Genomic DNA, 24,697 nt, shown 5'->3' with positions numbered 1-24,697 from the left:
CCGGCCCGCGCCTCAGGCGGCGCAGCCCTCCGGGCACCGCAGGGTGTCGGGGCTCGCGGCGCACCCGGCGCAATAGAGCGTCAGGTTCCGGCAGGACGGATTCGAGCAGTTTTCAAACTTGCTCGTGGGTGCCGAGCAGCGGACGCACTCGCCGATCGTCTTGGCGTCCCCGCTGAACTCGACATGCATGCGCTTGTCGAACACATACAGGGAGCCCTCCCACAGGCCCTGGTCCTTGAAGGCCTCGCCGTAGCGGACAATGCCGCCGTCGAGCTGGTAGACCTCCTTGAACCCGCGGTTCACCATGAGGCTCGACAGCACCTCGCAGCGGATGCCGCCGGTGCAGTAGGTGACAACCGGTTTGTCCTTGAGGGCGTCGTATTTGCCGGAGTCGAGTTCCTTGATGAAGTCGTGGGTGGTGGCGACATCGGGAACGACGGCGTCCTTGAACTTGCCGATCTGGGCCTCGAACCCGTTCCGGCCGTCGAAGAACACGACTTCGTCGCCCTGTTGTTTCTTGGCTTCAATGAGTTCGTGGAGTTCCTCGGGTTTGAGGTGGGTTCCGCCGCCCACCACTCCGCCGGCGTCGACTTTGAGTTCGCCCGGGGCGCCGAAGGAAACGATTTCGTCCCGCACCTTGACGCTGAGCCGCGGGAAGTCTGCCGCGCCACCATCGGACCACTTCACGTCGATGCCTTGGAAGCCCTTGTACTCGCGCGTGGTTTTGACGTACTGCTTCACGGCGTTCAGTTCTCCGCCGACCGTGGCGTTGATGCCGTCCTTGGAAAGGATGATGCGGCCGGTTAGTCCGAGCTTTTCGCAGAGGGCGCGCTGCCAGAGCCGGACGGCGTCCGGGTCAGGCAGGGGGGTGAATCCGTAAAAGAGCACAATCCTGTTCAAAGCCACGCTTTTAAGGGTACTTGTTGGGGCGGGCGGCCGGGCGACAGTCACAATTGGATAAGCAAGCGGCTTCCCCCGACCCGGCCACTGTTGCTTGTGGCACTGCTGGAATACGCTCATCACATGAGTCTTGACGCCATGGTTGAAGACACCACTCACCTGCTGGAAATCTGGGTTGCCGGATGGGCCGGCTGCCGCGGATATGAGACGCGCAGGGAGGGCAGGTTCCCCGCGGCCTTTCGCGGTGACACCACCCACGAATGGGAGTATTTCGCCTACGATCCGTCCGACGCGGAGTTCGAGGCGCTGGCGGCAAAGACGGCCGAAGTGCCGGCCCGGGTCCTCACCATCCTCACGAACGATGTGGCCAGATACGCCCTGCTGGGGCAGCGAAACGGCCTGCATGTCACCTCGGGCTCCCAAACCATGATGATCGTGGACATGGAGACCCAGGATTCGGAGGACCCCTGGCTTTCGGACGACGAACTCAAGCTCGAGACGTCCCGGACCGACGGCGTCCACCACGCAGTGGTCAGCGCCGGCGAGAACGTCGCCGCGAGCGGACGCGTGTTTGTGGTGGGGCATACCGCCATCTTCGACAACATCGTGACGTCAGAGGCCTACCAGCGGCGGGGGCTGGGCAGCTTCATAATGAAGGCCCTGGCGGCCCAGGCGTTCGAACACGACGTCGACTCGGGGCTACTGCTCGCCTCGCTGGACGGCCAAAAACTCTATTCGCACCTCGGCTGGCGCGAGGTGTGCCACGTCCTGATGTTGTCGACGTCCGACGAAGGGGCCGACCTCTCCGTGGGCTGAGGCGCCGCTCCGTGGGTTGGGCGTCGCGAGCTCCGGCCGTCCTGCGGGCGTGAACGCGGGGCAGCAGGTGTGCCGGGCGCGGGCCGCCGCGGGCCGCCGTGCCGAAGCTAGAGCGCGAAGCCGGACCGCCTGCCGGGCTGTGTGCCGTGTGTGCCGGCGAAGGCGATTTGAGGGTGGATGAAAGAATATGTGAGTGAACCCGCATGAGTCCTTGATTCCGTTGCTGGGCCGAGGCCCGGACCCGGAACAGCTGCGTCATGTGCGGACGATCCCCGCCCGCCAGGCCGTCAATGCGCCGTGGCCACAGTGGTCCCACCCGGATCTCGTGGCAGCCTACGGTTCCCTGGGTATCCACGAGCCATACCTTCACCAGGTCCGCGCCGCCGAACTGGCCCACGGCGGCGACAACGTGGTCATTGCCACCGGCACCGCGTCCGGCAAGTCCCTGGCGTATCAGCTGCCGGCCCTGGACGCGATCCACCGTTCCGAGCTCAGGGTCCTGTCCGATCCCGGGAAAATCCACGACGACGGGGCTGTGACCCTGTACCTGTCCCCGACCAAGGCTCTCGCCGCCGACCAGCTGGCAGCTATCAGGGCACTGAAGCTCCCCACAGTCCGGGCCGAAACCTACGACGGCGACACCGACCCCGCGTCCCGGCGCTGGATCCGGGACCACGCGAACTTCATCCTCGCCAACCCGGACATGCTGCACTTCGGCATTCTCCCGAACCATGCCTGGTGGGCCAGGTTCTTCCGGCGCCTCCGCTACGTGATCGTGGACGAAGCCCACAGCTACCGCGGCGTCTTCGGCTCCCATGTGGCAAACCTCATGCGCCGGCTGCGCCGGATCTGTGCCTACTACAGCCCGGGCGGCTCGCATCCCGGACCGGTATTCATCGCGGCGTCCGCCACGGCCTCTGAACCCGGGCAGTCCTTCGGCCGGCTGATCGGCGCCCCCGTGCAGGCCGTTTCCGAAGACAGTTCGCCCCACGGGTCCACCACAGTGGCGTTTTGGGAGCCGGCACTGACCGAACTCCGGGGCGAAAACGGTGCCAAGGAGCGCCGGACGGCCGTCGCCGAGACCGCCGACCTGCTGGCCAACCTGGTGTCCTCCCGGACCAGGACCATTGCTTTCATCAAGTCCAGGCGCGGGGCAGAGTCGATTTCCTCCATCGCCAAACGCCTCCTCGACGAGGTGGATCCCAGCCTGCCGCAGCGCGTGGCTGCCTATCGCTCGGGCTACCTGCCGGAGGAGCGGCGGGCCCTGGAAAAGGCGCTGCGCTCGGGGGAACTGTTGGGCGTCTCGAGCACGTCCGCGCTGGAGCTGGGCATTGACATTTCCGGTCTCGATGCAGTCCTGGTCGCAGGCTGGCCGGGCACCCGCGCGTCGTTGTTCCAGCAGATCGGCCGCGCGGGCCGCGCCGGCCAGGACGCGATCGCGGCCTTCGTGGCCAGCGACGACCCGCTGGACACCTACTTGGTGAACCACCCTGAGGCGATATTCGACGTATCGGTGGAGGCCACGGTCTTCGATCCCTCCAATCCATACGTTCTGGGCCCGCACCTGTGCGCGGCCGCCGCGGAACTGCCACTCGGGTTCGCCGAACTGGAGCTCTTCGGAGCCACCGCTGAGAAGCTGCTGGACCGCCTGGTCCTGCAGGGCTACCTGCGCAAACGGCCGGCCGGATGGTTTTGGACCCATCCGCAAAATGCCGCAGCCATGGTGAACCTCCGGGCCGACGGCGGAGGTCCGGTCAGCATAGTGGACGCGGAGACGGGCTCCTTGCTCGGCACCATGGATTCGCCGCAGACCCATTACCAGGCCCACACAGGGGCCATCTATGTCCACCAGGGCGACAGCTACGTGGTCGAAGACCTGAATGAGGACGATCACTGTGTGGTGGTGCGGCGGGCGAACCCCGACTACTACACGACCGCCCGGGACGTAACCCAGATCGAGGTCCTCGAAACGCAACGCACCACCCAATGGGGCGATGTGGCCGTGCATTTCGGCGATGTGAAAGTGACAACCCAGGTGGTCTCCTTCCAGCGCAAGGCGTTAATTTCGAACGAGATCCTCGGCGAAGAACCCTTGGAATTGGGCGCCAGGGACCTGTTTACCAAAGCGGTCTGGTTTGTCGTGGACAACCGCTCGCTGACCGGCGCGGGGCTGATCGAGGCACAGTTCCCCGGAGCGCTGCATGCTGCCGAGCACGCGGCCATCGGCCTCCTTCCGCTGGTGGCCTCCAGCGACCGCTGGGACATCGGCGGGGTGTCCACGGCCATCCACGCCGACACCGGAGTGCCCACCATCTTTGTCTACGACGGCCATCCCGGCGGGGCCGGCTTCGCCGAACGCGGCTACGACAAGGCGAGGTTGTGGCTGACTGCCACGCGCGACGCCATCAAGGCGTGCGAATGCGAGTCCGGCTGCCCCTCCTGCGTCCAGTCACCCAAGTGCGGCAACAAGAACAACCCGCTCGACAAGGACGCTGCCGTCACACTGATCGATGTGCTGCTCCAGGACGCCACCGACCTCATGCACGCCGGCAACCCCGGCACACCGGCCGCCGCGGCAGGGACCCCGGACGATCAGCCCGCCCAGCCGCTCCGCGCCTGACCACGTCTCAGCGGCAGGTTCGTGGGCGGCGGCCGGCAGAGGTTCGTGGGAGCCGGGCGGCGGCAGAGCGGCACGCTCGGTGCCGGGCAGCGGCCGGTCTGTGACCGTCGGCGGCAGGGCGGCAGGTTCGTGGCAGGACGGCACGCCAGGGGGGGCACGCCAAGCCGCAGACAGTTGCGCGGCTTCTGGCGACACCGGAAATGGAGCATCTTTCACGGTGCGGGCCCGTTCCCGGCCGCAGGGGGCGGTCCGGCCCTGGCCACTCCCGTGGCCGCCCCGAGGAACGGTCCGGCGCTGAACTCGGTGCGCACCTGAACGGTGTCGTCCGGACCTTCAGCACAGGCAGCCAGCGTGGCGTTGTTCTTCAGCGCGACCTCTCGAGCCACAGCGCAGGGCTCGCCGGACGTGATGCCCCGCGCGGCATCCGCCGCAGCCAGCGCTGCCAGATCGGCGGCCGCCGCAGCCCTCGATGCCGCGACGGCCGATTCGGCCAAAAGCAAAAGCAGGGTCAACGCCATGACGACCACCAGCCCGAGTCCCAGGGCCAGGACGGTCCCTGACCCCCGCTCTGAAGACGCACACCGGTGCCGGGCGTGGGCAGGATCCGGGCTTCGGGGTCGCGGCCCGTGGGCCCGGGCACCTGCACCTGTCCGTGCACGTGCACGGACAGGTGCAGGCGCAGGCGCAGGCGCAGGGGCAGGTGCAGGTGCAGGTGCAGGTGCAGGTGCAGGTGCAGGTGCAGGCGACATCATGTGCCGCCCTGCCACGCGGAAAGGGAGACGCCTTTAAGTCCGGGCTCGTCCAGCCCGGGCCGTTGTGCCGCGCCTGGGGCCTCCGCATGCGCCCACACGCTGGCACTGAGGGCCCAGGGAATGAGGGTCCCAACGGCCCCTGGGACGCGGCCGGAAACGGTGACCCTTTGCCACTCGCCGTCGTGCATCACCTCGGAGTCCGCCGTTTCGCCGGCGAGACGGCGGACAATCTCACCGACTTCGCCGGCCGCGGCTCCCCTCGCCAGCGCCCGGGCACCGCCGCGGGCCGCTTCCTCGACGCGGAGCTGCATCACGCCGGCCGCCGAACCCGCGAGCAGCACTGCGAGCAGGAGGACGACCGAGGGCAGCGCGACCGCGAACTCAGCCGTGACGGCCCCGCGGCACTCCGCCGTGGGCGGCGACGCCCTCCCGCAGACGCTCCCCCGGGCGCGCCAGAGACTGTTCATGGCAACGTGAGCGCTGTCCGGATGAGGTTCAGGAGGAACCCGCGGACCTCATCGCTGCGCATGATGAACACGAGGACCCCGGCGAAGCCCACGGCTGCCAGGGTTGCGATGGCATATTCAGCGGTAGCCATGCCCGCCTGCGCGGCCGGCGGCCCTGTGCGTCTCTGCGGTTGAACGGGAACAACCGAGCTGGCGCCGGGGTAGATCTCATAGATCTCGGCGACGCCGCCCTCCCCTGTGTCTATGCGACGTGCAGCGGGAGTGTCCTGATTTGTTGACATCTGCTTTCCTTCCACGGGACACCGGCGTGATCGCCGGCTGATTCGACTCTCCCGGCTTGCACGTCGCGCCATAAGCCCCGATGGCAGCTAAGTGGAAAACGTGCCCGAAGATACCGTCGTGGCGGCCTGTGGAGGAGAAGTGTCTGGCTCTTTCCGGTCGGCCACCGGCCGCCACCCGAAAGCCTTGACCCGCCAGCGCTCCTGCCCGGGCCAAGACAGGGCTGAACCCGAGGGGCTGCGGTCAGTACTGCGACGACAGCCCCTCGGGTTCAGGTGGTGCGGGTCACCCCTGCGTTCCTAGGGGAGGAAGTATCCCGCAAGGTCGGCGATGAGGTGCGAGGATCCAGAGGAACGGTTGAACAACGTCACCTTTCCGTCTGAGCCGACGGGGACCGAGACCAGGTTCGGCACAGTCTGTCCGGCGGAAAAGTTCAGGTTGGACGCGTCCGGACGGGTGGAACCGGAGGGGTAGGCCGTGATGTAGCCGATGGACTGGGGCGACACGACCGTCAGGTTGAAGACCGCCGCCAGGACGCTCGAGGGGATGCCGTTGGCCCCGGCAATCTGGAAGGACACCGTGGAGTCCGGGCGGACAGCCGTTGCGTTTCGGGTGTCAAGGATCCTGGATGGACCCGTGGCCTTGAACGCACCGGTGGCTGACGGCGTGCCGCCGAGGTAGTAGCCGGCAACGTCGGCGATCAGGTGCGAACGTCCGAACGAACGATTGAGCAGTGTGACCTTTCCGTCGGGACCGATGGGGACCGTGACCAGGTTCGGCACTGTCTGTCCGGCGTTGAAGTTGAGGTTAGACGCGTCCGGACGCGCCGAGCCCGAAGCATAGGCCGTAATGTATCCGATCCTTGTTGGCTCGGTCACAGTGAGGTTGAAGACCACAGCGGCGGCACTTGTCGGTATGCCGTTGGTCCCCGCAACCTGCAGGGACACGGTGGAATCCCCTGCAAGCGCCGTCGTGGACCGAGTGTCCAGCAGCCGCTTTGGCGCGAGGCTTTGGAAGGCACCCGGCGTCGCCGGCGTCCCCGTGACGTAGTAGCCGGTGACATCGGCGATGAGGTGGGTTGTGCCGGAGGATCTGTTGAACAGCGCCACTTTTCCGTCCGCACCCACCTTGACCGTTACCAGGTTAGGCACGTTTTGGTTGGCGCGGAAGTTCACATTGGATGCATCCGGCTTTACCGTCCCGGAGGGGTAGGCGGTGATGTAACCAATGGCTTTTGCCTCAGTGACGGTCAGGTTGAAGACGACCGCCGCGACATTTGCCGGGATCCCATTGGCTCCTGCAACCTGGAAGGAGACGGCCTTGTCGGCACCCACGGGCACCGTTTTCCGGGTGTCGAGGAACCGCTGGGGGGCAATCGGGGCAAACGTTCCGGGCAGCTGGGCTGCCGCCTTGCCGGCCTTGATAACGACGTCGTCAATGAAGCTGTCGCCTGCCTGCCGCCGGTGTTCGGCGCCGAGTTGCATCTTGGTGACCGCGGTAAAGCCCGTGGCGATCTGCTTGCTGGAATACAGAAGTTTGCCGTCGAAGATCACCTCGACCGTGGAGGAGGCCCCATTTGCGACGACGTGCGTGACGATATGGTGCCAGGTGCCGAGCGGGACATTGACTTTCATCGGGGTGTAGCGGAGCGTTCCGTCGGGCGCCGCGACCCGCAGCCACATCGGGCCCAGGCCGCCGTTGGATCGGTAGACGTCTATGAACCGGGTAGTCCCGTTGAAGAAGCGGAAATAGGGGACGTTGTTGCCGGCGACGCCCTCTTTGGTGATGTTGAACCAGCCGTCGGCGTAGACCTCATTGTTGCCGGCAGGAAGTGGTGCGGAAAAATTGGCCACCGACCCGGCATCCGTGGTGACGTGAACATAGGCTGAGCAGCGGCCCGAGTGCCGCTGGGCCGAGGAAACATCGGCCGTACCTGTCCCGGCGGTGAATGCGGCGGCGAAGCCTGCCGTGGTGAGGCTTCCGGACTCGAAGTTCGTGGCAATCACCGTTGTGCCAGGGTATTGGTTGGTCGGTTGGGGTGTTCCCGGCTGACAGGTCACGGCGGCGGACGCCGGACTGGCACCGACCGCCAAACCGGTCAACACTAGTAGGTTGAGCGCTGCAATCACGCCCGCTTTATACAGTCGAATCATTGATCTGCCCCCCTGGCATGGCTCCCAGTTAGTACGAGACCCCAGATACTCTGGGATTCGAGGCGCCAAGGAGGTGCTGTGAGAAGCCGACGCACGAGACCGCTCATACTCCGACGGTGCCTGCCCCAAAGGTATCCCCCAGCAACTTGAATAAACCTTGGGCCGGGGTGACCCGCGGGCTGCCGGCATCACGCCGGAAGCAGCCCCAGAAGCACGGGCACGACGCCGAGGCAGACGAACGCCGGCAGGGAGCACAGGCCCAGCGGCACCACGAGCTTCACCCCGAGGGCGGCCGCGCGCTGCTCGGCGGCCCTGTTTCGTTCGCGGCGAAGCCGGGCCGCCTGGGCATAGAGGAGCGCTGAGGAGGGGGCGCCGGTAAGCGCGGCGAAGGAAAGAGCGTCGCGCAGGACCTGAAGTTGGGGCGCCCGGGCACCGGAGCTGCGCCATGCCGTGCCCCAGTCCGCACCGATTGCGAGGGCTGACACAACCGGCCGAAGCTGCCGCCCGAGTTCCGGTGGCATGAGGGCGGCCACGAGGTCGAGGGATCGGCCAAGTCCGGCTCCCGCATCCAGCATGGCGCCGATCAGTTCCAGCATCATGGCGGTGTCGCGCAGGCCCGGGAGGGCGTGCCGGCCGGCGTCGGGGACCGTCGGGCGCCGGGCGGTCCCGCCAGCGGGGGCCCTAAGCTGGCGCCGGAGCCGCCGGCGGACACGTCCCGGGCGGGCGAGGACGACGGCGGCTGCCGCGGCAAGGCTCGCTGCCATGACGAATCCGGCATGCTCGGGCCTCACGACGACGACCGCGGCGTCACGTTGGTGCTTCCGCCGCGGCGCGGACGAGCCTTGCGGACCACAACCGGCCGGCGGCGGTCAGCGCCACGCCTGCGGCCAAGGCCGCGAGGCCCCAGGGGTTTCCCAGCAGAGTCGCCACCGGGTCCACGCCGAGCAGCAGGCCGAGGCCCAGTCCCGACAACGGCAGCCAGGTCAGCAGACGAACGGTTGCACGGGGCCCCGCCAAGGCTGTCTGCCGCGCTGCCTCGGCGTCGTCCTCCGTCTCAAGGTGGGCGGCAAAGCGGGCCAGGACATCGGCCAGGGGGCAACCGCTGGCTTCAGCGGTGTCAAAGCATGCGGCCAGCTCGCCCCACACATGCACGTCGCGGCGGGCCCGGATGCCGACGGCCCCCGTGGTGACCGCGACGACGGTGCCCGCACCGGCAGAGACCGCGGAGACCTCGCGGCGGATGGCTGCGGCCACGGAGGACCCGCGCCGGGCGGCGGCACGCGCGGCTGCGAGAATCCTGCGGGACTCCGGGCCGAGGACCGTTCCCGCGCCGTTTGCGGTGCGGGGCTGGCCGGCGCCGTGAACCGCGGCCTGGGCCGCCGGCCCGTCCCGCGCGGCGTCACCGCCGTACAGGGCCCACAGTTCATCCCACAGCCGGGCGGGAATGCGCCCTCCCTTCAGCAGCGCGGCCAACTGTTGGACCAGGACTGTCATGGGGACGGGCCCGGCAGCGGCGGATCCCCCGCCGCGCCAACGGGCCATACCGCCGACGGACCGTCCTGGGCGGGATCCCGGCGACCCGTAGGCCGCGGGACCTCGCGTGCCCGCGCCGTACAAGGCCCTGCGGGTACGATGGCCGGCCGCCCGCGGGGTGGGAAAGGCCAGCCACACGGCCAGGACCAAAACGACGATGAGGAAGACGGTCATCGCTGCGTCCCGCGCTGGAGGGATTCGCGGCCGGAACCCGGCGGCCGTCCCGCCGGGGGCGCCGCCTGCAGCTCGGCGTGGTCCGCCCCGGCCAACCCGGGATCCAGGCCGAGACGGCACGCCAGCAGCGGCCAGGCTCCGCCGAAGCGGAGCTCGCCGTGTTGGATCTCCAGTGCGGCGGCGACAACCAGGCCCGAGTCTTGGACCTCCATGATTCCAACGCTCGCCACCTGGCGGCCCGATTCGGTCCGCTCGACGTGCACGACGGCGTCGATCGCGCTGGCGGCCTGCAGCCGTACCGCGTCCTGGCCCATGCCGGCGAGCGCGCCGAGGGCCGCCAGCCGGGCTGGCACAGCTGTCGCCTCATTCGCGTGGATGGTCCCGCCGCCTCCGGTGTGTCCGGTGTTCATCGCCGAGAGCAGCTCGCGGACCTCGGCGCCGCGGCATTCGCCAACCACCAGCCGGTCCGGCCGCATCCTGAGGGCCTGGCGGACCAGTTCGCCCAAGTCGACGGCGCCACCGCCTTCCAGGTTTCCGTGCCGGGATTCCAGCGAGACGACGTGCGGGTGGACGGGATTTAGTTCTGCGGCGTCCTCAATCAGGACGAGTCTCTCCCCGGGGTGGCACAATCCCAGCAGCGTCGCCAGCAACGTGGTCTTCCCCGAACCGGTGGCCCCGCTGATGAGGAGGCTCAGCCTGGCCGCCACCATGCGTTCGAGCACGGACCGGACCAGGCTCCCGGACGTCCCGGCCCCGAACATGCCGGCGCGCCTCAGCTCGGGCATGGAGAAGACCGTGGCCCGGCGGATCCGCACGCTCAGGAGCGTCCCGGCAGTGGAAATGGGCGGCAGCACCGCGTGCACGCGGTAGCCGCCGTCGAGCCGGACATCGACGCACGGCGAACCGTCATCCAGGCGGCGGCCGCCGGCTGCCACCAGCCTCGCGGCGAGGGCCCGGATCTGCGGTTCCCCGGAAAAGACGACCGGCGCCTTTTCCAGACCGCGGCCGCGGTCCAACCAGACCGAGTCCGGCCCGTTGACAAAGATGTCTGTCACGGCGGGATCACGGGTGAGCGGCTGCAGGGGGCCCAGGCCGTTCAATTCCGCGCTGATGCTCTCCACTGCGGCCAGGGCGCCGGCCGTGCCGAGCAGCCGCCCGCTCGCCTGGACCGCCGCCGCAACCCTTGAGGGGGTCACCGGGGAGGCATCGGCCATGACGGACTCGCGCACGGACTCCAGCAGCGTCTGGTCGAGAAATCCCTGCGAGCGGCGGCGACCCGGTGCCCGCCGGGCCGGACGTTCCGGTTCGGCCGGTTGTGCGGCCGCGTGGGCACTCATGAGTCGTCTCCGCCGTTCAGCTCAAGGAGTCCGGCCGCGAACCGGCGGACGGCGCGGTGCCGGCCGGTTTCGAGAAGGCGGCCGAGTTCCGTTGCCCCGGCCAGGTCCTTGACGTCCGGCATGATGCCTTGGAGGACGAGCCCCACGGAGCCGGCGATCAGCGGCGCATCCAAAGCGGCGCCGCGACTGGCCCGGACCACGAGCGCGGTGTCCACGGGCGGAAGCTCCTGCAACAGCCAGGCCGTGGCGACGGCGGCCCGCAGCCGGGCAGGCGCCACGACGATAATCCGGTCGCATTCGCCGGCGAAGGCCCGCAAGGCTTCCCGTTCCCGGCCGATATCCAGCACCACCAATTCGCAGCCGCGGCGGGCTGCGTCGAGAACCGCGGCCACGGTGGTCGCGTCGACCCCGGCGGCTTTGTCACGGGTTCCCGGCCACGACAGGAAGGAAAATCCACCGGCGACCGGCAGCGACTCCTCCAGCTGGGCAGGGTCGATACTGCCGCTCACCCCGGCCAGATCCGGCCAGCGGAGCCCGTGGGTTTCCTCGGCGGCCAGCGCCAGTTCCAGGCCCCCGCCCCGGGGGTCGCCGTCGACCAGCAGCACCCGGACCCCGGCCCCGGCGGCGGCCTGCGCGATCCAGATGGCGGCGGTCGTCGCCCCGGCACCGCCGCAGCCGCCGGTGAAGCCCAGCACGAGTCCGCCGGCTTCCGGGGCGCGGGACCGGCTCAGGTATTCCGCCAACCAGGCTGCCGCGTCCGGCAACACCGCGACGCGTTCGGCCCCGACGGCGGCGGCCAGATGCCATAACCCTTCTCCATCACCTTCGAGGCCGAGCAGCACGGCAGGTGTCCTCCGCCGGGGCGGCAACCCGCGGATGTCGCTGCCCACCAGCACGGCGGCTGCGGCGTCCCAGAACGGCGCGGCCTCGGCAACGTCCTGCACCGTCCGCAGCTGGCCCCCGGCCGCTGCGACGATGCGTTCCACCTCGCTGCGCAGCACCCCGGCCCCGGTGACGAGCAGGATTTCCGCGGAATCCCCGGGGGTCCAGGGCTCATGCGCCCGCGGTGGCGGTGAGCCTGGGCCACGGTGCTGGTGCCTGTTCATGCTGCCACTTTGCCCGGGCCGGGACCGCAGCGGAACCGCCGTCGTCGGCTATGTGGACAAGTCCGGCGTCTTTGCTGCACCCGCCGCCGGGGAACGAGCACGGACCACGTCCCGGAGCAGGGCAGAATTGACCCTATGTACCTGCTGCTCGCTGCCCACGCCGACGGCGCGGCACTGCAGCACCTCACGGCAGATGGCGCCCCCGAACCCTCCAACCCGGAACCCCGCGTGGTCAAGGCCGGCGACCTCGCCGGAATTGTGCGCGAGCTTGAGGAGCGGCACCCGCGCTGGATCTGGCACCGTACGCAGGACTGGTATCCCGCGTTGCTGCGCGCCGGGGTGGAACTCGAGCGCTGCTACGACCTCACCCTGTGCGGTTCGATCCTGGCCCACTCGGAGTTCACCGCCCACACCGGCTACGCGCAGGCGGCGGAGAAGCTGACCCAGGACGACGAGCTGCACCAGCCACCGCGGGGGCTGCTGCCTCCTGCCCCGCCGCCGGAACAGGGGGCCCTGTTTGATGCCCCGGCCCCCGGCCAGCGGCCCGGCCAGTCCCTTGAGGCTCTCCGGGCCGAGTACGCCGCGCAGCAGGAGGCTCTTCGGCAGGCCGGACCTGCGCCCGGAACGGCCTCCGGCACGGTCGTCGTCCCTGACGCCGGGCGGCGCCAACGGCTCCAGCTGCTGCTGGCGGCGGAATCCGCCGGAGCCATGATCGCCGCCGAAATGCAGCACACCGGCGTCCCGTGGCGGGAGGAACTCCACGAGCAGATTCTCGCCGAACACCTCGGACCCCGCCCGGCCCCCGGCCAGCGTCCGGCCAAACTCGAATCGCTCACGGCCGAACTGCGGCTGCTGCTGAAGTCGCCTGCGCTGAACCCGGACTCCCCGCAGGAGCTCATGCGCGCCCTGCACCGAAACGGCATCGAAGTTAAAACCACCCGCCAATGGGAGCTGAAAGAATCCAGCCACCCCGTGATCGTGCCCCTGCTGGCCTACAAGAAACTGGCCCGTCTCCACGCGGCAAACGGCTGGGCGTGGCTTGATACCTGGGTGAGGGACGGCAGGTTCCAGCCGGAGTACGTGGTCGGCGGTGTGGTCTCGGGCCGGTGGGCGTCGCGGGGCGGCGGCGCGCTGCAAATCCCGCGCCAGGTCCGCGGCGCGGTCCACGCCGATCCCGGCCACAAACTGATCGTTGCCGACGCCTCGCAGCTGGAACCGCGCGTGCTCGTGGCGCTGGCCCAGGATTCCAAAATGGCCGAGGCCGCCCGGGACAAGGACCTCTATGCCGGCATCGCCGCCCAAGGCTTCGGCGGCGACCGGGCGAAGGCGAAGGTGGCCCTCCTTGGGGCAATCTACGGGGCGACCACGGGCGAGTCCGGCCGGCTGATGCCCCAGCTGGCCCGCACCTACCCCCGCGCCGTGGGCTTCGTCGAGCAGGCTGCCCGCGACGGCGAAGCCGGCAGGACCGTGACTTCACGGCTGGGCCGGAGCAGCCCGCCGCCGTCGGAGCGCTGGCTGCAGAGCCAGCACTCCACCACCGCGGAAGAACAGCGCCGCGCGGACGCGATCGCACGCTCGCGCGGCCGCTTCACCCGGAACTTTGTGGTCCAGGGCTCGGCCGCTGACTGGGCAGCATGCTGGCTCGCGGAACTGCGACGCCGGCTTCGCGCCCTACGGGCGGAAGGCGCAGCCGCCGGCGAACTGGTGTTCTTCCTCCACGATGAGGTGATGGTGCACTGCCCCGAAAGCGCGGTCGCAGACTGCATCAAGGCGATCGAGGACTCCGCGACTGCCGCCAAGGAGCTTTTGTTCGGCCGGATTCCGGTCGAATTTCCGGTCAGCGTGGCCGTCGTGGACTCGTACGACAACGCCAAATGAACGACCGGAGTCACCGCCTGTAACGTACCCGCCGGTAGCGTTGTGTGCGCTCCGTCACCGGGCTACCCTCGGAAAGGCTGGCGAAATTCCCGTACGATCCGCCGGCTATTGCAACGACGCAAGGAAATTGGGGAGGCAGCGGTTTGGCTGGCATTTTTGAGATCGCGCAGGCTGGCGACAAGACATATTTCTTCAGGCTGACGGCGGCGGATGGCACAGTAGTGGCCGTATCCCCGCTCTTCAGCTCCATCAAGAGCGCGGCGGCGGGCATCAACGCCGTGCGCGAGAACGCCGCGACCGGCCTGGTTGTGGATCGTTCCGGTGCTCACCGGCGGGTCGCCTCCAGCAGGTCGGGAGGACGGGCGATGGCTCCCCGGACAGGCACCCCGGTGGCTGCCGGCTAGCCGACCGGCCGGCAGGCCGGCGCCGTGCGGGCCTCACACATCAATCCCGTAGAGCCGCGCGCGGTCCCACGGCACGGCCCAGCCCAGCTGTTCAAAAAGCTGGTTCAGGATCATCCCGGTAAACCCCCACACCACGACGCCGTTGACGGTGAACGCTGGGCTCTGGAATGTCTGGCCGGCCCGGCTGACCGTGGCCATCACCCGGTTGTCCGGGTCCAGCAGGTCCCTGACCGGAACCCGGAACACCTGCGCGGATTCACCGTAGTCGACCACCCGGACCGGCGACTGGGCCGCCCACCAGGCCAGGACCGGGGTCACCAGGAAATTGCCCCGGGGCAGCGCCAGTTCAGGCATCACACCGAGTACGTCCACCCCCGCAGGGTTCAGGCCAGTCTCCTCCTCCGCCTCGCGGAGGGCCGCGTCCACCACGGACTCACCCGGATCGATGCCGCCGCCGGGAAACGCCACCTGCCCGGGATGGTCCTCCAGCGTTTGGGCCCGCTGCAGCAGCAGCACGTCCAAATCGGCGGGAGCCAGCAACTTCTCGGACACCGCGGGTACGTTGTCCAGCGCACCAAAGAGCATCAGCACCGCTGCCCTGCGGACCCGCTCGCCGGGTTCGACGGCGAGTTCCCGCCAGCGCGGATCCGGGGCCGGCGCCGTGCCCGCCTCCACCGCGGCAACGAGGTCGACGAGGTCCTGGCGCGCGGTCACGGCTGTTTCCTCTGCGATTCCATCCGGATTTCCGCGGCGCGGTGCGTCTCGGCCAGCAGCCGGGCCAGCAGTTGCTCCTGGCCCGGGGCGAGCTCGTACTTCAGCAGTTTCTTTGCCTTCTCCGGGTCGGTTTCCCCCATGCCGTAGCTGGGGCACCAATTGGCCACCGCGCAGGCGCCGCACGCCGGCTTGCGGGAATGGCAGACGCGGCGGCCGTGAAAGACGACGCGGTGCGAGAGCATGGTCCAGTCCTTCGGCTCGAACAGCTCAGCGACGTCCGACTCGATCCGGACCGGATCATCCGACTCGGTCCAGCCAAAGCGCCGGGCCAGCCGGCCGAAGTGGGTGTCCACGGTGATGCCCGGAATGCCGAAGGCATTGCCCAGCACGACGTTCGCGGTTTTCCGCCCGACGCCGGGCAGCGTCACCAGGTCCGCGAGCCGGCCGGGCACCTCGCCGTCGTACTCGTCCACCAGCCGGGTGCAGAGCGCCAGGAGATTTCTGGCCTTGGCGCGAAAGAAGCCGGTGGGCTTGATGATGGCCTCCAGCTCGGCCGGATCCGCCTCCGCCATCCGCCGCGCATCCGGGTAACGCGCGAACAGCAGAGGCGTGATCTGGTTGACCAGCACGTCCGTGGTCTGCGCGGACAGCACGGTGGCTATCACCAGCTCGAACGGCGTGCGGAAGTCCAGCTCCGCGTGGGCGTAAGGGTACTGCTCCGCGAGTTCCCGGTTGATCCGGCGCGCGCGGCGCTTGAGCGCCAGCACTGATTCCCCCGACGCCCGCGGCGCACCCGGCTTGGCACTCCCCGGCTTCGGGGTGCCGGGTTCCGTGGCGTCGGATTCCGTTGTCACGGCGGCGGGCTAACCGCGTTCGATGTTGCTCAGGTCCCGCAAAACCCCGAGCCGGCCGTCGGTGTGCTGGACCAGGAACTCGTTACCGCGGTCCTCGAGGGCAAGGACCCAGCCGCCGGGTTCAATGACGAACGCCGGGGCACCGGTGCGCACGTCGACGGCGGTGCGGGGCTGCGCGACGGCAAACCAGAAGGCCTCGTGCGCGGGGTGGACATCGTCCCCCGCGGGCCGGCTGGCGGGGTCAACGGTCGCGCCGATGGGTTCCTGCGGCCGGACCTGGGGGTTGACTGTAGTGGGGGCACTGCCGCCGGTGGCGGCCGGAACGCCGGCGGCCTGGGTCTGTTCCGCGGCGGGGGCGGTCTGTGCAGCGGCTGCAGCGGCACCAGCGGCGGCGGCACCGGCGGCGGCTGCAGGGACGCCGGCGGTCCGGGTCTTGTCCGCGGCGGAGGGAGCAGACCCCGGAGCCGGGGCCTGCGTCGAGGCCGTCGATGAGCCCGTAGATGCCGGGGCAGCCGCGCCGGCGGCCGGCACAACGCCCGAGATCTGGGTCTCCGGTGCGCCGGGCGCCGCAGCGCTGGGGGCTGCGGCGGACGCCGCACCCGCCGATGATGCCCCGGCAGAGGTACCGGCAGGTGTGGTTGCCGCCGGCGTGGCCGCCTGGCCGCCGGTGGCCGGACGCTTGGCCCAGCCCGCGGCCGTGCCGGAAGCGGCCTCCCCGGTTGCGGCCGGGCCGGACGCAACCGGGCCGGATGCGGCCGCCAGTGAGGCGCCCGCCCCGGCTGCGCCTGCACCCGCAGCGTCCTTGGTCAGCTTGGATTCCTTCGGTTGCTTCGTCGCCTTCGGCGCCCGCGGCTTTCGCACCGGGGCTACAGCTTCACGGGCCACGATGTGGGCAGGGGTTTCCTCCCGGCCCAGGAAGTCGCCGGCGAAGAACGGGATCCAGCGGCCCAGCACCGTGGCGGCGAAGAGCCCCAAGGCGCCCAGGAGCGCGATCAGCATGCTTGGCACGAACGCCCCGGCGGCGGCGAGGAAAAAGAAGGCCAGCGTGAAGGACGCTACAACGGAGGCGAACTGGTCGATCGACAGGGACCCGATCCGGATCTTGGTCGACGGGCTGAGGCGGCGGGCCACAAACAACGCGGTGACAATGAGCGGCAGCACGATGCCAAGGCCCAGGAAGAAGAGGCTGCCCAGGTTCCAGAGGTTGTAGGCGAAGGCAAACATCGGAATCAGTGAGGCGATGAAAAGAAGCAGCGTTGAGCCGAAAACGGTGAGGTCACGGATGGTGAACGGGCCGAGGACGGCTTCGTTCTTCTTCCCGGTCTTCTTGTCCACCGTGAAGCGTGGCGCATCCCCGAACCCGGCGGGCCCCGGCTGCGCCGTTCCACCCTGGTTCTGGGCGGGCGCCCGGAGCTGCCCGTTGTCTTGCTCGTTCATTCCGTATCTCCTTAGCATGGCGGCGCCCTGGACAGCGCCGTCTAACGGCAGGCAAGGACAAGACCGCCAGCGGTCCTGTCGCCTCCATCGGATGTCACAACTTCATCTCAGCCTAGCCAAGTGGATGGCCGATCACTAGCTGACAAGCCGAGGGCGGACGCAGCAGAATTCCCCGAATTTCCGAATCCCGGACGCTTGCCCCGGCCCGACGCCCGGCGCCCGCGACAGACCACTCGGCGCTTAACAAACACCGCTCACGGCGCTGTTTGTGACGGGGCGCACGTTTGGTCGGACCGGCGTATTAGTGTTGTTTCCAGACAGCGCTAGCGGCACTGCCGCGGTCTGCCGCCGCCCGACGTCGCACATGCGGCCCGGCGCGGAGGCACCACGAACGGCCGCACAGCCCGGATCGATGAATGATGAGGTTCACCATGTCCCAGCAGACACCCGGCTCCATGGCCACGCAGACGCCCCAGGGCGATGCCTTCGAAAACCTGTCCCAGGAGAACCGCCGTTTCGCGCCGTCCGCCGAGTTCGCCGCGAACGCAGTGGTCACCGCCGCCGATTACGCAGAGGCCGACGCCGACCGCCCCGCCTTCTGGGCGAAGCAGGCCCGCGAGCTGCTGAGCTGGTCCAAGGACTTCACCCAGGCGCTGGACTGGTCGGACCCGCCGTTCGCGAAGTGGTTCGTCGGCGGTGAGGTCAACGCGGCCTACAACGCCCTGGACCGGCACGTCGAGGCCGGCAACGGGGACCGGGTGGCCATCTACTTCGAGGGCGAGCCCGGCGACACCCGCACCTACACCTACGCGCAGCTGACCGAGGAAGTGAAGAAGGCCGCGAACGCGTTCGAGTCCCTCGGCGTGGCCAAGGGCGACCGCGTGGCCGTCTACCTGCCCATGATTCCCGAAGCCGTGATCACCCTGCTGGCCTGCGCCCGGATCGGCGCGATCCACTCCGTGGTCTTCGGCGGCTTCTCCGCCGAGGCCCTGCGGTCCCGGATCGACGACGCCGAGGCCAAGCTCGTGGTCACGGCCGACGGCACCTACCGCCGCGGCAAGCCCAGCGCCCTGAAGCCGGCCGTCGACGACGCGTTGTCCCACGAGGGAGACGGCACCGGGCACACCGTGCAGAACGTCGTGGTGGTCAAGCGCAACGGCCAGGACGTGGACTGGCACGAGGGCCGGGACCACTGGTGGGCCGACACCGTCGGCTCCGCGTCCGCCGAGCACACCGCCGTCGGGCACGACTCCGAGCACCCGCTCTTCATCCTCTACACCTCCGGCACCACGGGCAAGCCCAAGGGCATCCTGCACACCACCGGCGGCTACCTCACCCAGGGCGCCTACACGCACAAGGCGGTCTTTGACCTCCACCCGGAGACCGACGTCTACTGGTGCACCGCCGACGTCGGCTGGATCACCGGGCACTCCTACGTCGCCTATGCCCCGCTCATCAACGGCGCTACCCAGGTCATGTATGAGGGCACGCCGGATTCCCCGCATCAGGGCCGCTGGTGGGAGATCGTGGAGAAGTACAAGGTCTCCATCCTCTACACCGCCCCCACCGCGATCCGCACCTTCATGAAATGGGGCAAGGACATCCCGGCCAAGTCCGACCTCTCCTCGATCCGCGTCCTCGGTTCCGTCGGCGAGCCCATCAACCCCGAAGCCTGGATGTGGTACCGCGAGGTTATCGGCGGCAACGCCGGCAAGAACGGCGAGCGGAAGCAAAACCCCGCCCCGATCGTGGACACCTGGTGGCAGACCGAGACTGGGGCGCAGATGATCGCCCCGCTGCCCGGCGTGACGGCCACCAAGCCCGGCTCGGCCCAGGTCCCGCTGCCGGGCATCGCCGTGGACGTCGTGGACGAACTCGGCGAATCCGTACCCAACGGCCACGGCGGCTTCCTGGTGATCCGCGAACCGTGGCCCGCCATGCTGCGCGGGATCTGGGGCGACCCCGAGCGGTTCAAGGAAACGTACTGGTCCCGCTTCGAGACCATGTACTTCGCCGGCGACGGCGCCAAGAAGGATGAGGACGGCGACCTCTGGCTGCTGGGCCGGGTGGATGATGTGATGAATATTTCCGGCCACCGCCTCTCCACCGCCGAAATCGAGTCCGCCCTGGTCAGCCACCCCGCGGTGGCGGAAGCCGCCGTCGTCGGAGCCGCGGACGAGACCACCGGCCAGGCCGTCGTCGCCTTCGTGATCCTGCGCGCCGACGCCGTGGACTCCGGCGACGCGATCGTCCAGGAACTCCGCAACCATGTGGGCAAGGAAATCGGTCCGATCGCCAAACCCAAGACCATCCTCGTGGTCCCGGAACTGCCCAAGACCCGGTCCGGCAAGATCATGCGCCGCCTGCTCAAGGACGTCGCCGAAGGCCGCGAAGTTGGCGACGCGACCACCCTGGCGGACAACACGGTCATGGCCCAGATTGCGCAGTCGCTGAGGAAATAGCCGGCAAGAATTGCCGGCTGATATGACCGCAGCGTCGGTGTGTTGAACACCGGCACATGCACGACGGCGGCGCTGCCCACTCCGGGGGCCGCGCCGCCGTCGTCGTTGTTCCTGTGTGTCGACGCGACCGCGGCGGAAACATCCGCAGAAGCGAAGAGTGCGGCAGTAACGAACCGATTGGCAGTAACGAACGGCGCGGGCGGGCCGCGGCGCGATAGATTTGCAGACATGACTGAAGCCACCTCCGCCACCGCTGCCGGCCGCGGCACCATCCTGGTTCTCAACGGACCCAATTTGAACCTGCTTGGCACCCGCGAGCCGGAGAAATACGGGACGGCGACGCTGGCCGACGTCGAACAGCTCGCCAAAGACGCCGGCGCCGCGCACGGCCTGGACGTCGAGTGCTTCCAGTCCAACCATGAAGGGGCCCTCGTGGACGCCATCCATGCCGCCCGCGGGAAGGCTGTGGGGATCGTGCTCAACGCCGGCGCGTACACGCACACGTCGGTGGCCATCCGGGACGCCATATCCGCCGTGGCGCTGCCCACGGTCGAGGTGCACATCACCAACGTTCACGCCCGCGAACCCTTCCGGCACCATTCCTACCTTTCGGACATCAGCAAGGCCGTGATCGCCGGCGCCGGGATCCTGGGCTACCGCTTCGCCGTGGAATACCTCGCCGGACTGCACACGGCCAAGGACTGAGCATGTCCCCCCGCGGAGCCCGGAGGAGTGTCAGGGGAACCGGCCACTGATTCGGCCACGGCGCAGTGGTACCGGCACTTCGGCACGATCGACGCGCCGGGTTCCTCCCCGTGCTATGCCGAGTGGACTGTGGGGATCGCCGGGGACGCCGAGCTGATACGGCGGATCGATCAGTGGCCGCACCACAAGCGCCAGCCGTTGCTAATCCTCGCCGCGGCCCGGTTCCTCGGCGCGCAGATCAGCCCATACCGCGACTTCCGGAATTTTCTGGACCAGCACTGGGCCGCGGTCTCGGAAATCGTGCTGTCCCGGTCCACGCAGACGAACGAGGCGGGACGCTGCGCCACCCTGCTGCCCTCACTCGCGCAGATATCCGCGGCCGAGAGCCGGCCGCTGGCCCTCATCGAGGTGGGCGCCTCGGCGGGGCTGGCACTGTTCCCCGACCACTACGGCTACGAGTATGTCCCGGAGGCCGAGGACGCGAGGACGACGCTTGTTCCGGCCGGCGCACAGCCCGGCACCTACCCGGTCCTGCGCTGCGTCACCTCAGGACCGGTGCCGCTGCCGGCCGCACTTCCCCAGGTTCTCTGGCGCGCCGGGATCGATCTGAATCCCTTGGATGTCCGCAACCCGGACGACGTCGCCTGGCTGGAAGCCCTCGTCTGGCCCGAACAGGAGTTCCGCCTCGAACGGCTGCGCCAGGCGATCGCCATCGCCCGGGAACACCCGCCCCTGCTGGTGGCCGGCGACCTCAACGAACAGCTCGCAGCGCTGGCCGCCCGCGCTCCGGAGGACGCCGCCCTGGTGGTGTTCCACAGCGCCGTCACGGCGTACCTCGACGCCGGTGGCCGGGCCCGGTTCCGCCGCACCATGGCGGATCTCGCGGCGGAACGGGCTGCCACTGGCTCTCGAACGAAGGGGCACACGGTGCTTGCCCAGGCCGACGGGTCCACTGTTGTTCCGGAAATGGACGACACCCGGCTCGGCGGCCGGTTCCAGCTGCTGCAGGACGGTCAGCCGGCTGCCATCGCGGGGCCGCACGGCCAGAGCCTGGAGTGGCTGTAGCCCGCCGGAACTGCCTCCTCGGGCGACAGAGCCGCGGGGACTCGACGATTATTTCTTGATGCACTGTCCGGACGAAACGGCACTGCCCAGACCCGGCGCCTGAGCCGCGACGGGGCTCAGGTCATTCATGGTGATCGCAAATCCAAGCGAGGACTCGGTTGTGGCCTTGGCAAAGACCACCCCCGCCACCTGCCCGTCCATGGTCAGGAGCGGGCCCCCGGAGTTGCCCGGCTGCACGTCGCCGGCCAGCCGGTAGACGTCCTCGGGCGACGCATTCTTGCCGTAGATGTCCGGGACGAGCACGGTGGCGATGTCCTGCACTGTGGCCGGTTTGGACTGGAAGGGCCCGCCGTGCGGATAGCCGGCAAAGGCCGCGGCGCTGCCGGACGGCAGGTCGGCGGCCAGCGCCAGGGGTTCCGAGCGCAGACCGTCAACGGCCACGACGGCGAGGTCGTGCTGGGAGTCAAAGTACACAACGCGCCCTGGCAGTGCGCGGCCGCCGGGCGTCTCCACTACCGGTTCGTCGACCCCGGCGACCACATGGGCGTTGGTCACCACGCGCCCGGGGGCGACCACGAAGCCTGTTCCGGTCTGGTTCTGACCGCACTGGTAGGCGGTTCCGGCGATCTTGAGCACCGAAGCGGCGGCCTTGTTCAGCGCCGGCGTGTCCGTGCTGGTGTCCGGAACGGCAACGGGCTGGCTCTGGCCGAAGCCGTCCAGCAGCGTGGGGATTCCCTCGCCGATCACGGCGGAACGCAACTGCGCCATTGATGCCTTGACCGGCATCGGCGTCACGCCGTCGATGAACCTGATGACTTTGGATTCCGCGAGCTGCTGGGACACGAACGGCACACCCAGGGCCCCGATACTGAACGCCAGCATCGACATCACGAGGCCGGACACCACCACGTTCACGCCTCCGCCCACGAGGCGGTCCGCCGCCCGGAGGGGGCTGAACGGGACCACGCTGCGGATGCGCCGTCCGATCATGGTGCCGAGTCCGTTGCCCACGATCATCAAAAGGACCGCCGTGGCAACGATCGCCGTCAGGCGCCAGCCGCTGTCCTCCACGAGGCCGCTGACGATGGGCACGGAGACGAAGGCGGCGACGGCGCCTGCCGCGAATCCCGCGATGCCTCCGAGCGTCACAAGGAAGCCGTTGCGAAGACCGTGGATGAGGTAGGACAAGAGCGCCACCACCAACACCAGGTCCAAAATGGTCAAGCCAAACACCGGGGCTCCTCACAGACAGTTCAGCGACGATTCTACCGGTGTAAGCTGAACGTTTGCCGACCGGCCGCCAGCCTGCATAGGGATCTGCGCGGACTTCCCGAGCCGTGCGCTTTCGGCCCTTCGGGCGTTTCCGTGCCAACTACGTCACAGAAGCTCCAAAATTCTGAAAGAATGGCTGAAGCGCCCCAGCCGACACAGCTAGTCAGGAGATTTCATGGATATCGAGGTATTGCGCCGCGCACCCCTTTTCGCCACGCTCGACGACGAGGCGTTCCGTCTGCTGACGGACGAACTTACCGAGGTGGACCTTTCACGCGGTGCCTCGGTATTCCGGGAAGGCGACCAGGGTGACCAGCTTTACTTCATCGTCTCCGGCAAGGTGAAGCTCGGCCGCACGTCGCCGGACGGCCGCGAATCACTGCTGGCCATCCTCGGCCCGGGCGAGCTTTTCGGCGAAATGGCGCTGTTCGACCCCAGCCCGCGCACGGCCACGGCAACTGCCGTTTCCGAGACGCGTCTCGCCGGCCTGAAGAACGAGAGCCTCAACGCGCTGCTGCGCACCCGCCCCGAGGTCTCGGCCCAGCTGCTGCAGGCCTTGGCACGCCGCCTGCGCCGCACCAACGATTCCCTTTCCGACCTCGTCTTCTCCGACGTGCCGGGCCGTGTGGCCAAGGCGCTGCTGGATCTGGCCGACCGCTTCGGCCGCCCGGCGACCGACGGCGTCCTGGTCGCCCACGAACTGACGCAGGAGGAGCTCGCCCAGCTGGTCGGCGCCTCCCGAGAAACGGTCAACAAGGCCCTCGCGGAATTCGTGCAGCGCGGCTGGCTGCGCCTGGAAGCGCGAGCCGTCGTCATCCTTGACATGCAGCGCCTGCGCCAGCGTTCCCGCTAGGGACCCCAGCAGCAACCACGAAGGCCGGACCCGGAAACGGGACCGGCCTTCTGCCGTTAATCTTCTGCCACTAATTTCCGGAGAGGGCCCCGGCTGGTTGTCCGCGGGACATGTCCAGTGCTGTCGATCAGGGCGGGGCATGTCCCGGGGCATGCACGCAGCACGACGGGACATGCCCAGCCCCGGCCGCAACGACTGGACATAATGCCACTATGTCCACCGGACAGGCCCAGGGCGGGGCATGTCCCGGGCCGGCACGCGGCACGACGGGACATGTCCAGTGCTGTGGAGCAGGGCCGGGCATGTCCCGGGCCCGCACACGGCACCAAGGGATATGTCCAGTGCTGTGGAGCAGGGCCGGGCATGTCCCGGGCCGGCACACGGCACCAAGGGACATGTCCACTGGTTTGGATGAACTGGTCCCCGAAAGTTGGACTGGTTGGTAAGAGCCTAGGCTGCGAGGGCCTGGGTCCGGTATTGCACCGGGCTCAGGCCCTCAAGCTTTGTTGAGATCCGTTCGGTGTTGTACCAGCGGATGTATTCGTGCAGTGCCGCTGCCAGTGCGTCGGTGCTGATGAACCGGACATGGTGGAAGAGCTCTTCCTTGAGGTGTCCGAAGAAGTTCTCCATCACCGCGTTGTCGTAGCAGTTGCCCTTGCGGGACATTGATTGAACCGCACCGGCACCCTCCAGAAGGACGCGCCAGGAGATGTGCCGGTACTGGAAACCCTGATCCGAATGCACCAGCGGCTGCTGTCCGTCCTCGAGCGTGGTCAGGGCCTTTCGCAGCGACGTGTTGGTCAGCTCCAGGTTCGGGGTTGAGCTGATGGTGTGGGAGATGATCTGCCGGTCGAAGAGGTCCATGACCGGTGAGAGGTAGAGCTTCCGGTCGCCGACGCTGAACTCGGTCACATCC

General features: G+C 68.6%; 22 protein-coding genes. 8 read left to right on the top strand and 14 right to left on the bottom strand.

Annotated elements, in window-relative coordinates:
- Positions 1–12 precede the first annotated feature (12 nt).
- Positions 13–906, bottom strand: a complete 894-nt coding sequence (locus B5X90_RS19095) for an oxygen-dependent tRNA uridine(34) hydroxylase TrhO (protein WP_079555492.1) — start codon at positions 904–906, stop codon at positions 13–15.
- A gap of 117 nt (positions 907–1,023) precedes the next feature.
- Here B5X90_RS19095 and B5X90_RS19090 point away from each other — a divergent pair, with 117 nt between their 5' ends.
- Both B5X90_RS19090 and B5X90_RS19085 read left to right on the top strand, forming a co-directional pair.
- A complete protein-coding gene (locus B5X90_RS19090; protein ID WP_079555491.1) occupies positions 1,024–1,716 on the top strand; it encodes a GNAT family N-acetyltransferase in 693 nt (230 codons plus the stop codon).
- A 193-nt stretch (positions 1,717–1,909) separates the two neighbouring features.
- Positions 1,910–4,336 carry a DEAD/DEAH box helicase gene (locus tag B5X90_RS19085; RefSeq protein ID WP_079555490.1) on the top strand — a complete coding sequence of 809 codons (2,427 nt, stop codon included), beginning with the start codon at positions 1,910–1,912 and terminating at the stop codon, positions 4,334–4,336.
- 212 nt (positions 4,337–4,548) lie between these two features.
- Here B5X90_RS19085 and B5X90_RS21735 read toward each other — a convergent pair whose 3' ends face one another.
- The 8 genes from B5X90_RS21735 to ssd form a co-directional block, all read right to left on the bottom strand.
- On the bottom strand, positions 4,549–5,085 hold the full coding sequence (locus tag B5X90_RS21735; protein WP_256860341.1) for an Rv3654c family TadE-like protein: 537 nt from the start codon (positions 5,083–5,085) through the stop codon (positions 4,549–4,551).
- A complete protein-coding gene (locus B5X90_RS19075; protein ID WP_079555489.1) occupies positions 5,085–5,555 on the bottom strand; it encodes a TadE family type IV pilus minor pilin in 471 nt (156 codons plus the stop codon). Before B5X90_RS19075 ends, B5X90_RS21735 begins: the two co-directional genes overlap by 1 nt.
- On the bottom strand, positions 5,552–5,836 hold the full coding sequence (locus tag B5X90_RS19070; RefSeq protein ID WP_079555488.1) for a DUF4244 domain-containing protein: 285 nt from the start codon (positions 5,834–5,836) through the stop codon (positions 5,552–5,554). The genes B5X90_RS19075 and B5X90_RS19070 overlap by 4 nt, the downstream gene beginning before the upstream one ends.
- Positions 5,837–6,133: 297 nt before the next feature.
- Entirely contained in the window at positions 6,134–7,840 is a 1,707-nt protein-coding gene (locus B5X90_RS21320) for a hypothetical protein (protein ID WP_179129225.1), read from the bottom strand.
- 335 nt (positions 7,841–8,175) lie between these two features.
- Positions 8,176–8,751, bottom strand: coding sequence for a type II secretion system F family protein (locus B5X90_RS19060; RefSeq protein ID WP_179129223.1), 576 nt, complete (start codon positions 8,749–8,751; stop codon positions 8,176–8,178).
- A 43-nt stretch (positions 8,752–8,794) separates the two neighbouring features.
- Positions 8,795–9,694 carry a hypothetical protein gene (locus tag B5X90_RS19055; RefSeq protein WP_179129221.1) on the bottom strand — a complete coding sequence of 300 codons (900 nt, stop codon included), beginning with the start codon at positions 9,692–9,694 and terminating at the stop codon, positions 8,795–8,797.
- Positions 9,691–11,031 carry a TadA family conjugal transfer-associated ATPase gene (locus tag B5X90_RS19050; protein WP_079555485.1) on the bottom strand — a complete coding sequence of 447 codons (1,341 nt, stop codon included), beginning with the start codon at positions 11,029–11,031 and terminating at the stop codon, positions 9,691–9,693. The genes B5X90_RS19055 and B5X90_RS19050 overlap by 4 nt, the downstream gene beginning before the upstream one ends.
- Entirely contained in the window at positions 11,028–12,137 is a 1,110-nt protein-coding gene (gene ssd, locus B5X90_RS19045; RefSeq protein WP_079555484.1) for a septum site-determining protein Ssd, read from the bottom strand. The genes B5X90_RS19050 and ssd overlap by 4 nt, the downstream gene beginning before the upstream one ends.
- 135 nt (positions 12,138–12,272) lie before the next feature.
- Between ssd and B5X90_RS19040 the strand changes: the two genes are divergently transcribed.
- Both B5X90_RS19040 and B5X90_RS19035 read left to right on the top strand, forming a co-directional pair.
- The gene (locus B5X90_RS19040; RefSeq protein WP_079555483.1) at positions 12,273–14,015 is read left to right on the top strand and encodes a bifunctional 3'-5' exonuclease/DNA polymerase; all 1,743 of its coding nucleotides are present in this window, start codon (positions 12,273–12,275) and stop codon (positions 14,013–14,015) included.
- A 143-nt stretch (positions 14,016–14,158) separates the two neighbouring features.
- On the top strand, positions 14,159–14,419 hold the full coding sequence (locus B5X90_RS19035; RefSeq protein ID WP_079555482.1) for a YegP family protein: 261 nt from the start codon (positions 14,159–14,161) through the stop codon (positions 14,417–14,419).
- Positions 14,420–14,452: 33 nt separating this feature from the next.
- Here B5X90_RS19035 and B5X90_RS19030 read toward each other — a convergent pair whose 3' ends face one another.
- From B5X90_RS19030 to B5X90_RS19020, 3 genes are all read right to left on the bottom strand, one after another.
- On the bottom strand, positions 14,453–15,133 hold the full coding sequence (locus B5X90_RS19030; protein WP_079555481.1) for an NUDIX hydrolase: 681 nt from the start codon (positions 15,131–15,133) through the stop codon (positions 14,453–14,455).
- On the bottom strand, positions 15,130–15,900 hold the full coding sequence (nth, locus tag B5X90_RS19025; protein ID WP_028278262.1) for an endonuclease III: 771 nt from the start codon (positions 15,898–15,900) through the stop codon (positions 15,130–15,132). The genes B5X90_RS19030 and nth overlap by 4 nt, the downstream gene beginning before the upstream one ends.
- A 96-nt stretch (positions 15,901–15,996) precedes the next feature.
- On the bottom strand, positions 15,997–17,424 hold the full coding sequence (locus B5X90_RS19020) for a hypothetical protein (protein ID WP_079555480.1): 1,428 nt from the start codon (positions 17,422–17,424) through the stop codon (positions 15,997–15,999).
- A 431-nt stretch (positions 17,425–17,855) separates the two neighbouring features.
- On the opposite strand from B5X90_RS19020, the gene acs reads away from it, so the two are divergent.
- The 3 genes from acs to B5X90_RS19005 all read left to right on the top strand — a co-directional run bounded on the left by acs (position 17,856) and on the right by B5X90_RS19005 (position 21,656).
- Positions 17,856–19,886 carry an acetate--CoA ligase gene (gene acs / locus B5X90_RS19015; protein WP_079555520.1) on the top strand — a complete coding sequence of 677 codons (2,031 nt, stop codon included), beginning with the start codon at positions 17,856–17,858 and terminating at the stop codon, positions 19,884–19,886.
- Between the two features lie 228 nt (positions 19,887–20,114).
- Positions 20,115–20,591, top strand: a complete 477-nt coding sequence (gene aroQ, locus B5X90_RS19010; RefSeq protein WP_079555479.1) for a type II 3-dehydroquinate dehydratase — start codon at positions 20,115–20,117, stop codon at positions 20,589–20,591.
- Positions 20,592–20,618: 27 nt separating this feature from the next.
- Positions 20,619–21,656, top strand: a complete 1,038-nt coding sequence (locus B5X90_RS19005) for a DUF2332 domain-containing protein (RefSeq protein ID WP_079555478.1) — start codon at positions 20,619–20,621, stop codon at positions 21,654–21,656.
- A 48-nt stretch (positions 21,657–21,704) separates the two neighbouring features.
- Here B5X90_RS19005 and B5X90_RS19000 read toward each other — a convergent pair whose 3' ends face one another.
- Positions 21,705–22,889, bottom strand: coding sequence for a MarP family serine protease (locus B5X90_RS19000; protein WP_079555477.1), 1,185 nt, complete (start codon positions 22,887–22,889; stop codon positions 21,705–21,707).
- Between the two features lie 214 nt (positions 22,890–23,103).
- On the opposite strand from B5X90_RS19000, the gene B5X90_RS18995 reads away from it, so the two are divergent.
- Positions 23,104–23,781 (top strand): Crp/Fnr family transcriptional regulator, encoded by a 678-nt coding sequence (locus tag B5X90_RS18995; protein ID WP_011693220.1) that lies wholly within the window; start codon positions 23,104–23,106, stop codon positions 23,779–23,781.
- 450 nt (positions 23,782–24,231) lie between these two features.
- Here B5X90_RS18995 and B5X90_RS18990 read toward each other — a convergent pair.
- Positions 24,232–24,697 (bottom strand): IS3 family transposase (locus B5X90_RS18990; protein WP_143264821.1); only part of this gene is annotated, 466 nt, incomplete at its 5' end.

Origin of the sequence: Arthrobacter sp. 49Tsu3.1M3 (assembly GCF_900168135.1) — a bacterium.
Lineage (GTDB): Bacteria > Actinomycetota > Actinomycetes > Actinomycetales > Micrococcaceae > Arthrobacter.
The sequence above is the reverse complement of the archived record's forward strand: the minus strand, read 5'-3'. Positions and strand labels throughout refer to the sequence as shown.

Bases quoted from the DNA above. Each gene is read 5' to 3' on its own strand.
- aroQ (WP_079555479.1), top strand. From the start codon at position 20,115: ATGACTGAAGCCACCTCCGCCACCGCTGCCGGCCGCGGCACCATCCTG.
- B5X90_RS19090 (WP_079555491.1), top strand. From the start codon at position 1,024: ATGAGTCTTGACGCCATGGTTGAAGACACCACTCACCTGCTGGAAATC.
- B5X90_RS19070 (WP_079555488.1), bottom strand. From the start codon at position 5,836: ATGTCAACAAATCAGGACACTCCCGCTGCACGTCGCATAGACACAGGG.
- acs (WP_079555520.1), top strand. From the start codon at position 17,856: ATGTCCCAGCAGACACCCGGCTCCATGGCCACGCAGACGCCCCAGGGC.
- B5X90_RS19055 (WP_179129221.1), bottom strand. From the start codon at position 9,694: ATGACCGTCTTCCTCATCGTCGTTTTGGTCCTGGCCGTGTGGCTGGCC.
- ssd (WP_079555484.1), bottom strand. From the start codon at position 12,137: ATGAACAGGCACCAGCACCGTGGCCCAGGCTCACCGCCACCGCGGGCG.
- B5X90_RS19020 (WP_079555480.1), bottom strand. From the start codon at position 17,424: ATGAACGAGCAAGACAACGGGCAGCTCCGGGCGCCCGCCCAGAACCAG.
- B5X90_RS19040 (WP_079555483.1), top strand. From the start codon at position 12,273: ATGTACCTGCTGCTCGCTGCCCACGCCGACGGCGCGGCACTGCAGCAC.
- B5X90_RS21735 (WP_256860341.1), bottom strand. From the start codon at position 5,085: ATGTCGCCTGCACCTGCACCTGCACCTGCACCTGCACCTGCACCTGCA.
- B5X90_RS19060 (WP_179129223.1), bottom strand. From the start codon at position 8,751: ATGGCAGCGAGCCTTGCCGCGGCAGCCGCCGTCGTCCTCGCCCGCCCG.
- B5X90_RS19075 (WP_079555489.1), bottom strand. From the start codon at position 5,555: ATGAACAGTCTCTGGCGCGCCCGGGGGAGCGTCTGCGGGAGGGCGTCG.
- B5X90_RS18995 (WP_011693220.1), top strand. From the start codon at position 23,104: ATGGATATCGAGGTATTGCGCCGCGCACCCCTTTTCGCCACGCTCGAC.
- B5X90_RS19050 (WP_079555485.1), bottom strand. From the start codon at position 11,031: ATGAGTGCCCACGCGGCCGCACAACCGGCCGAACCGGAACGTCCGGCC.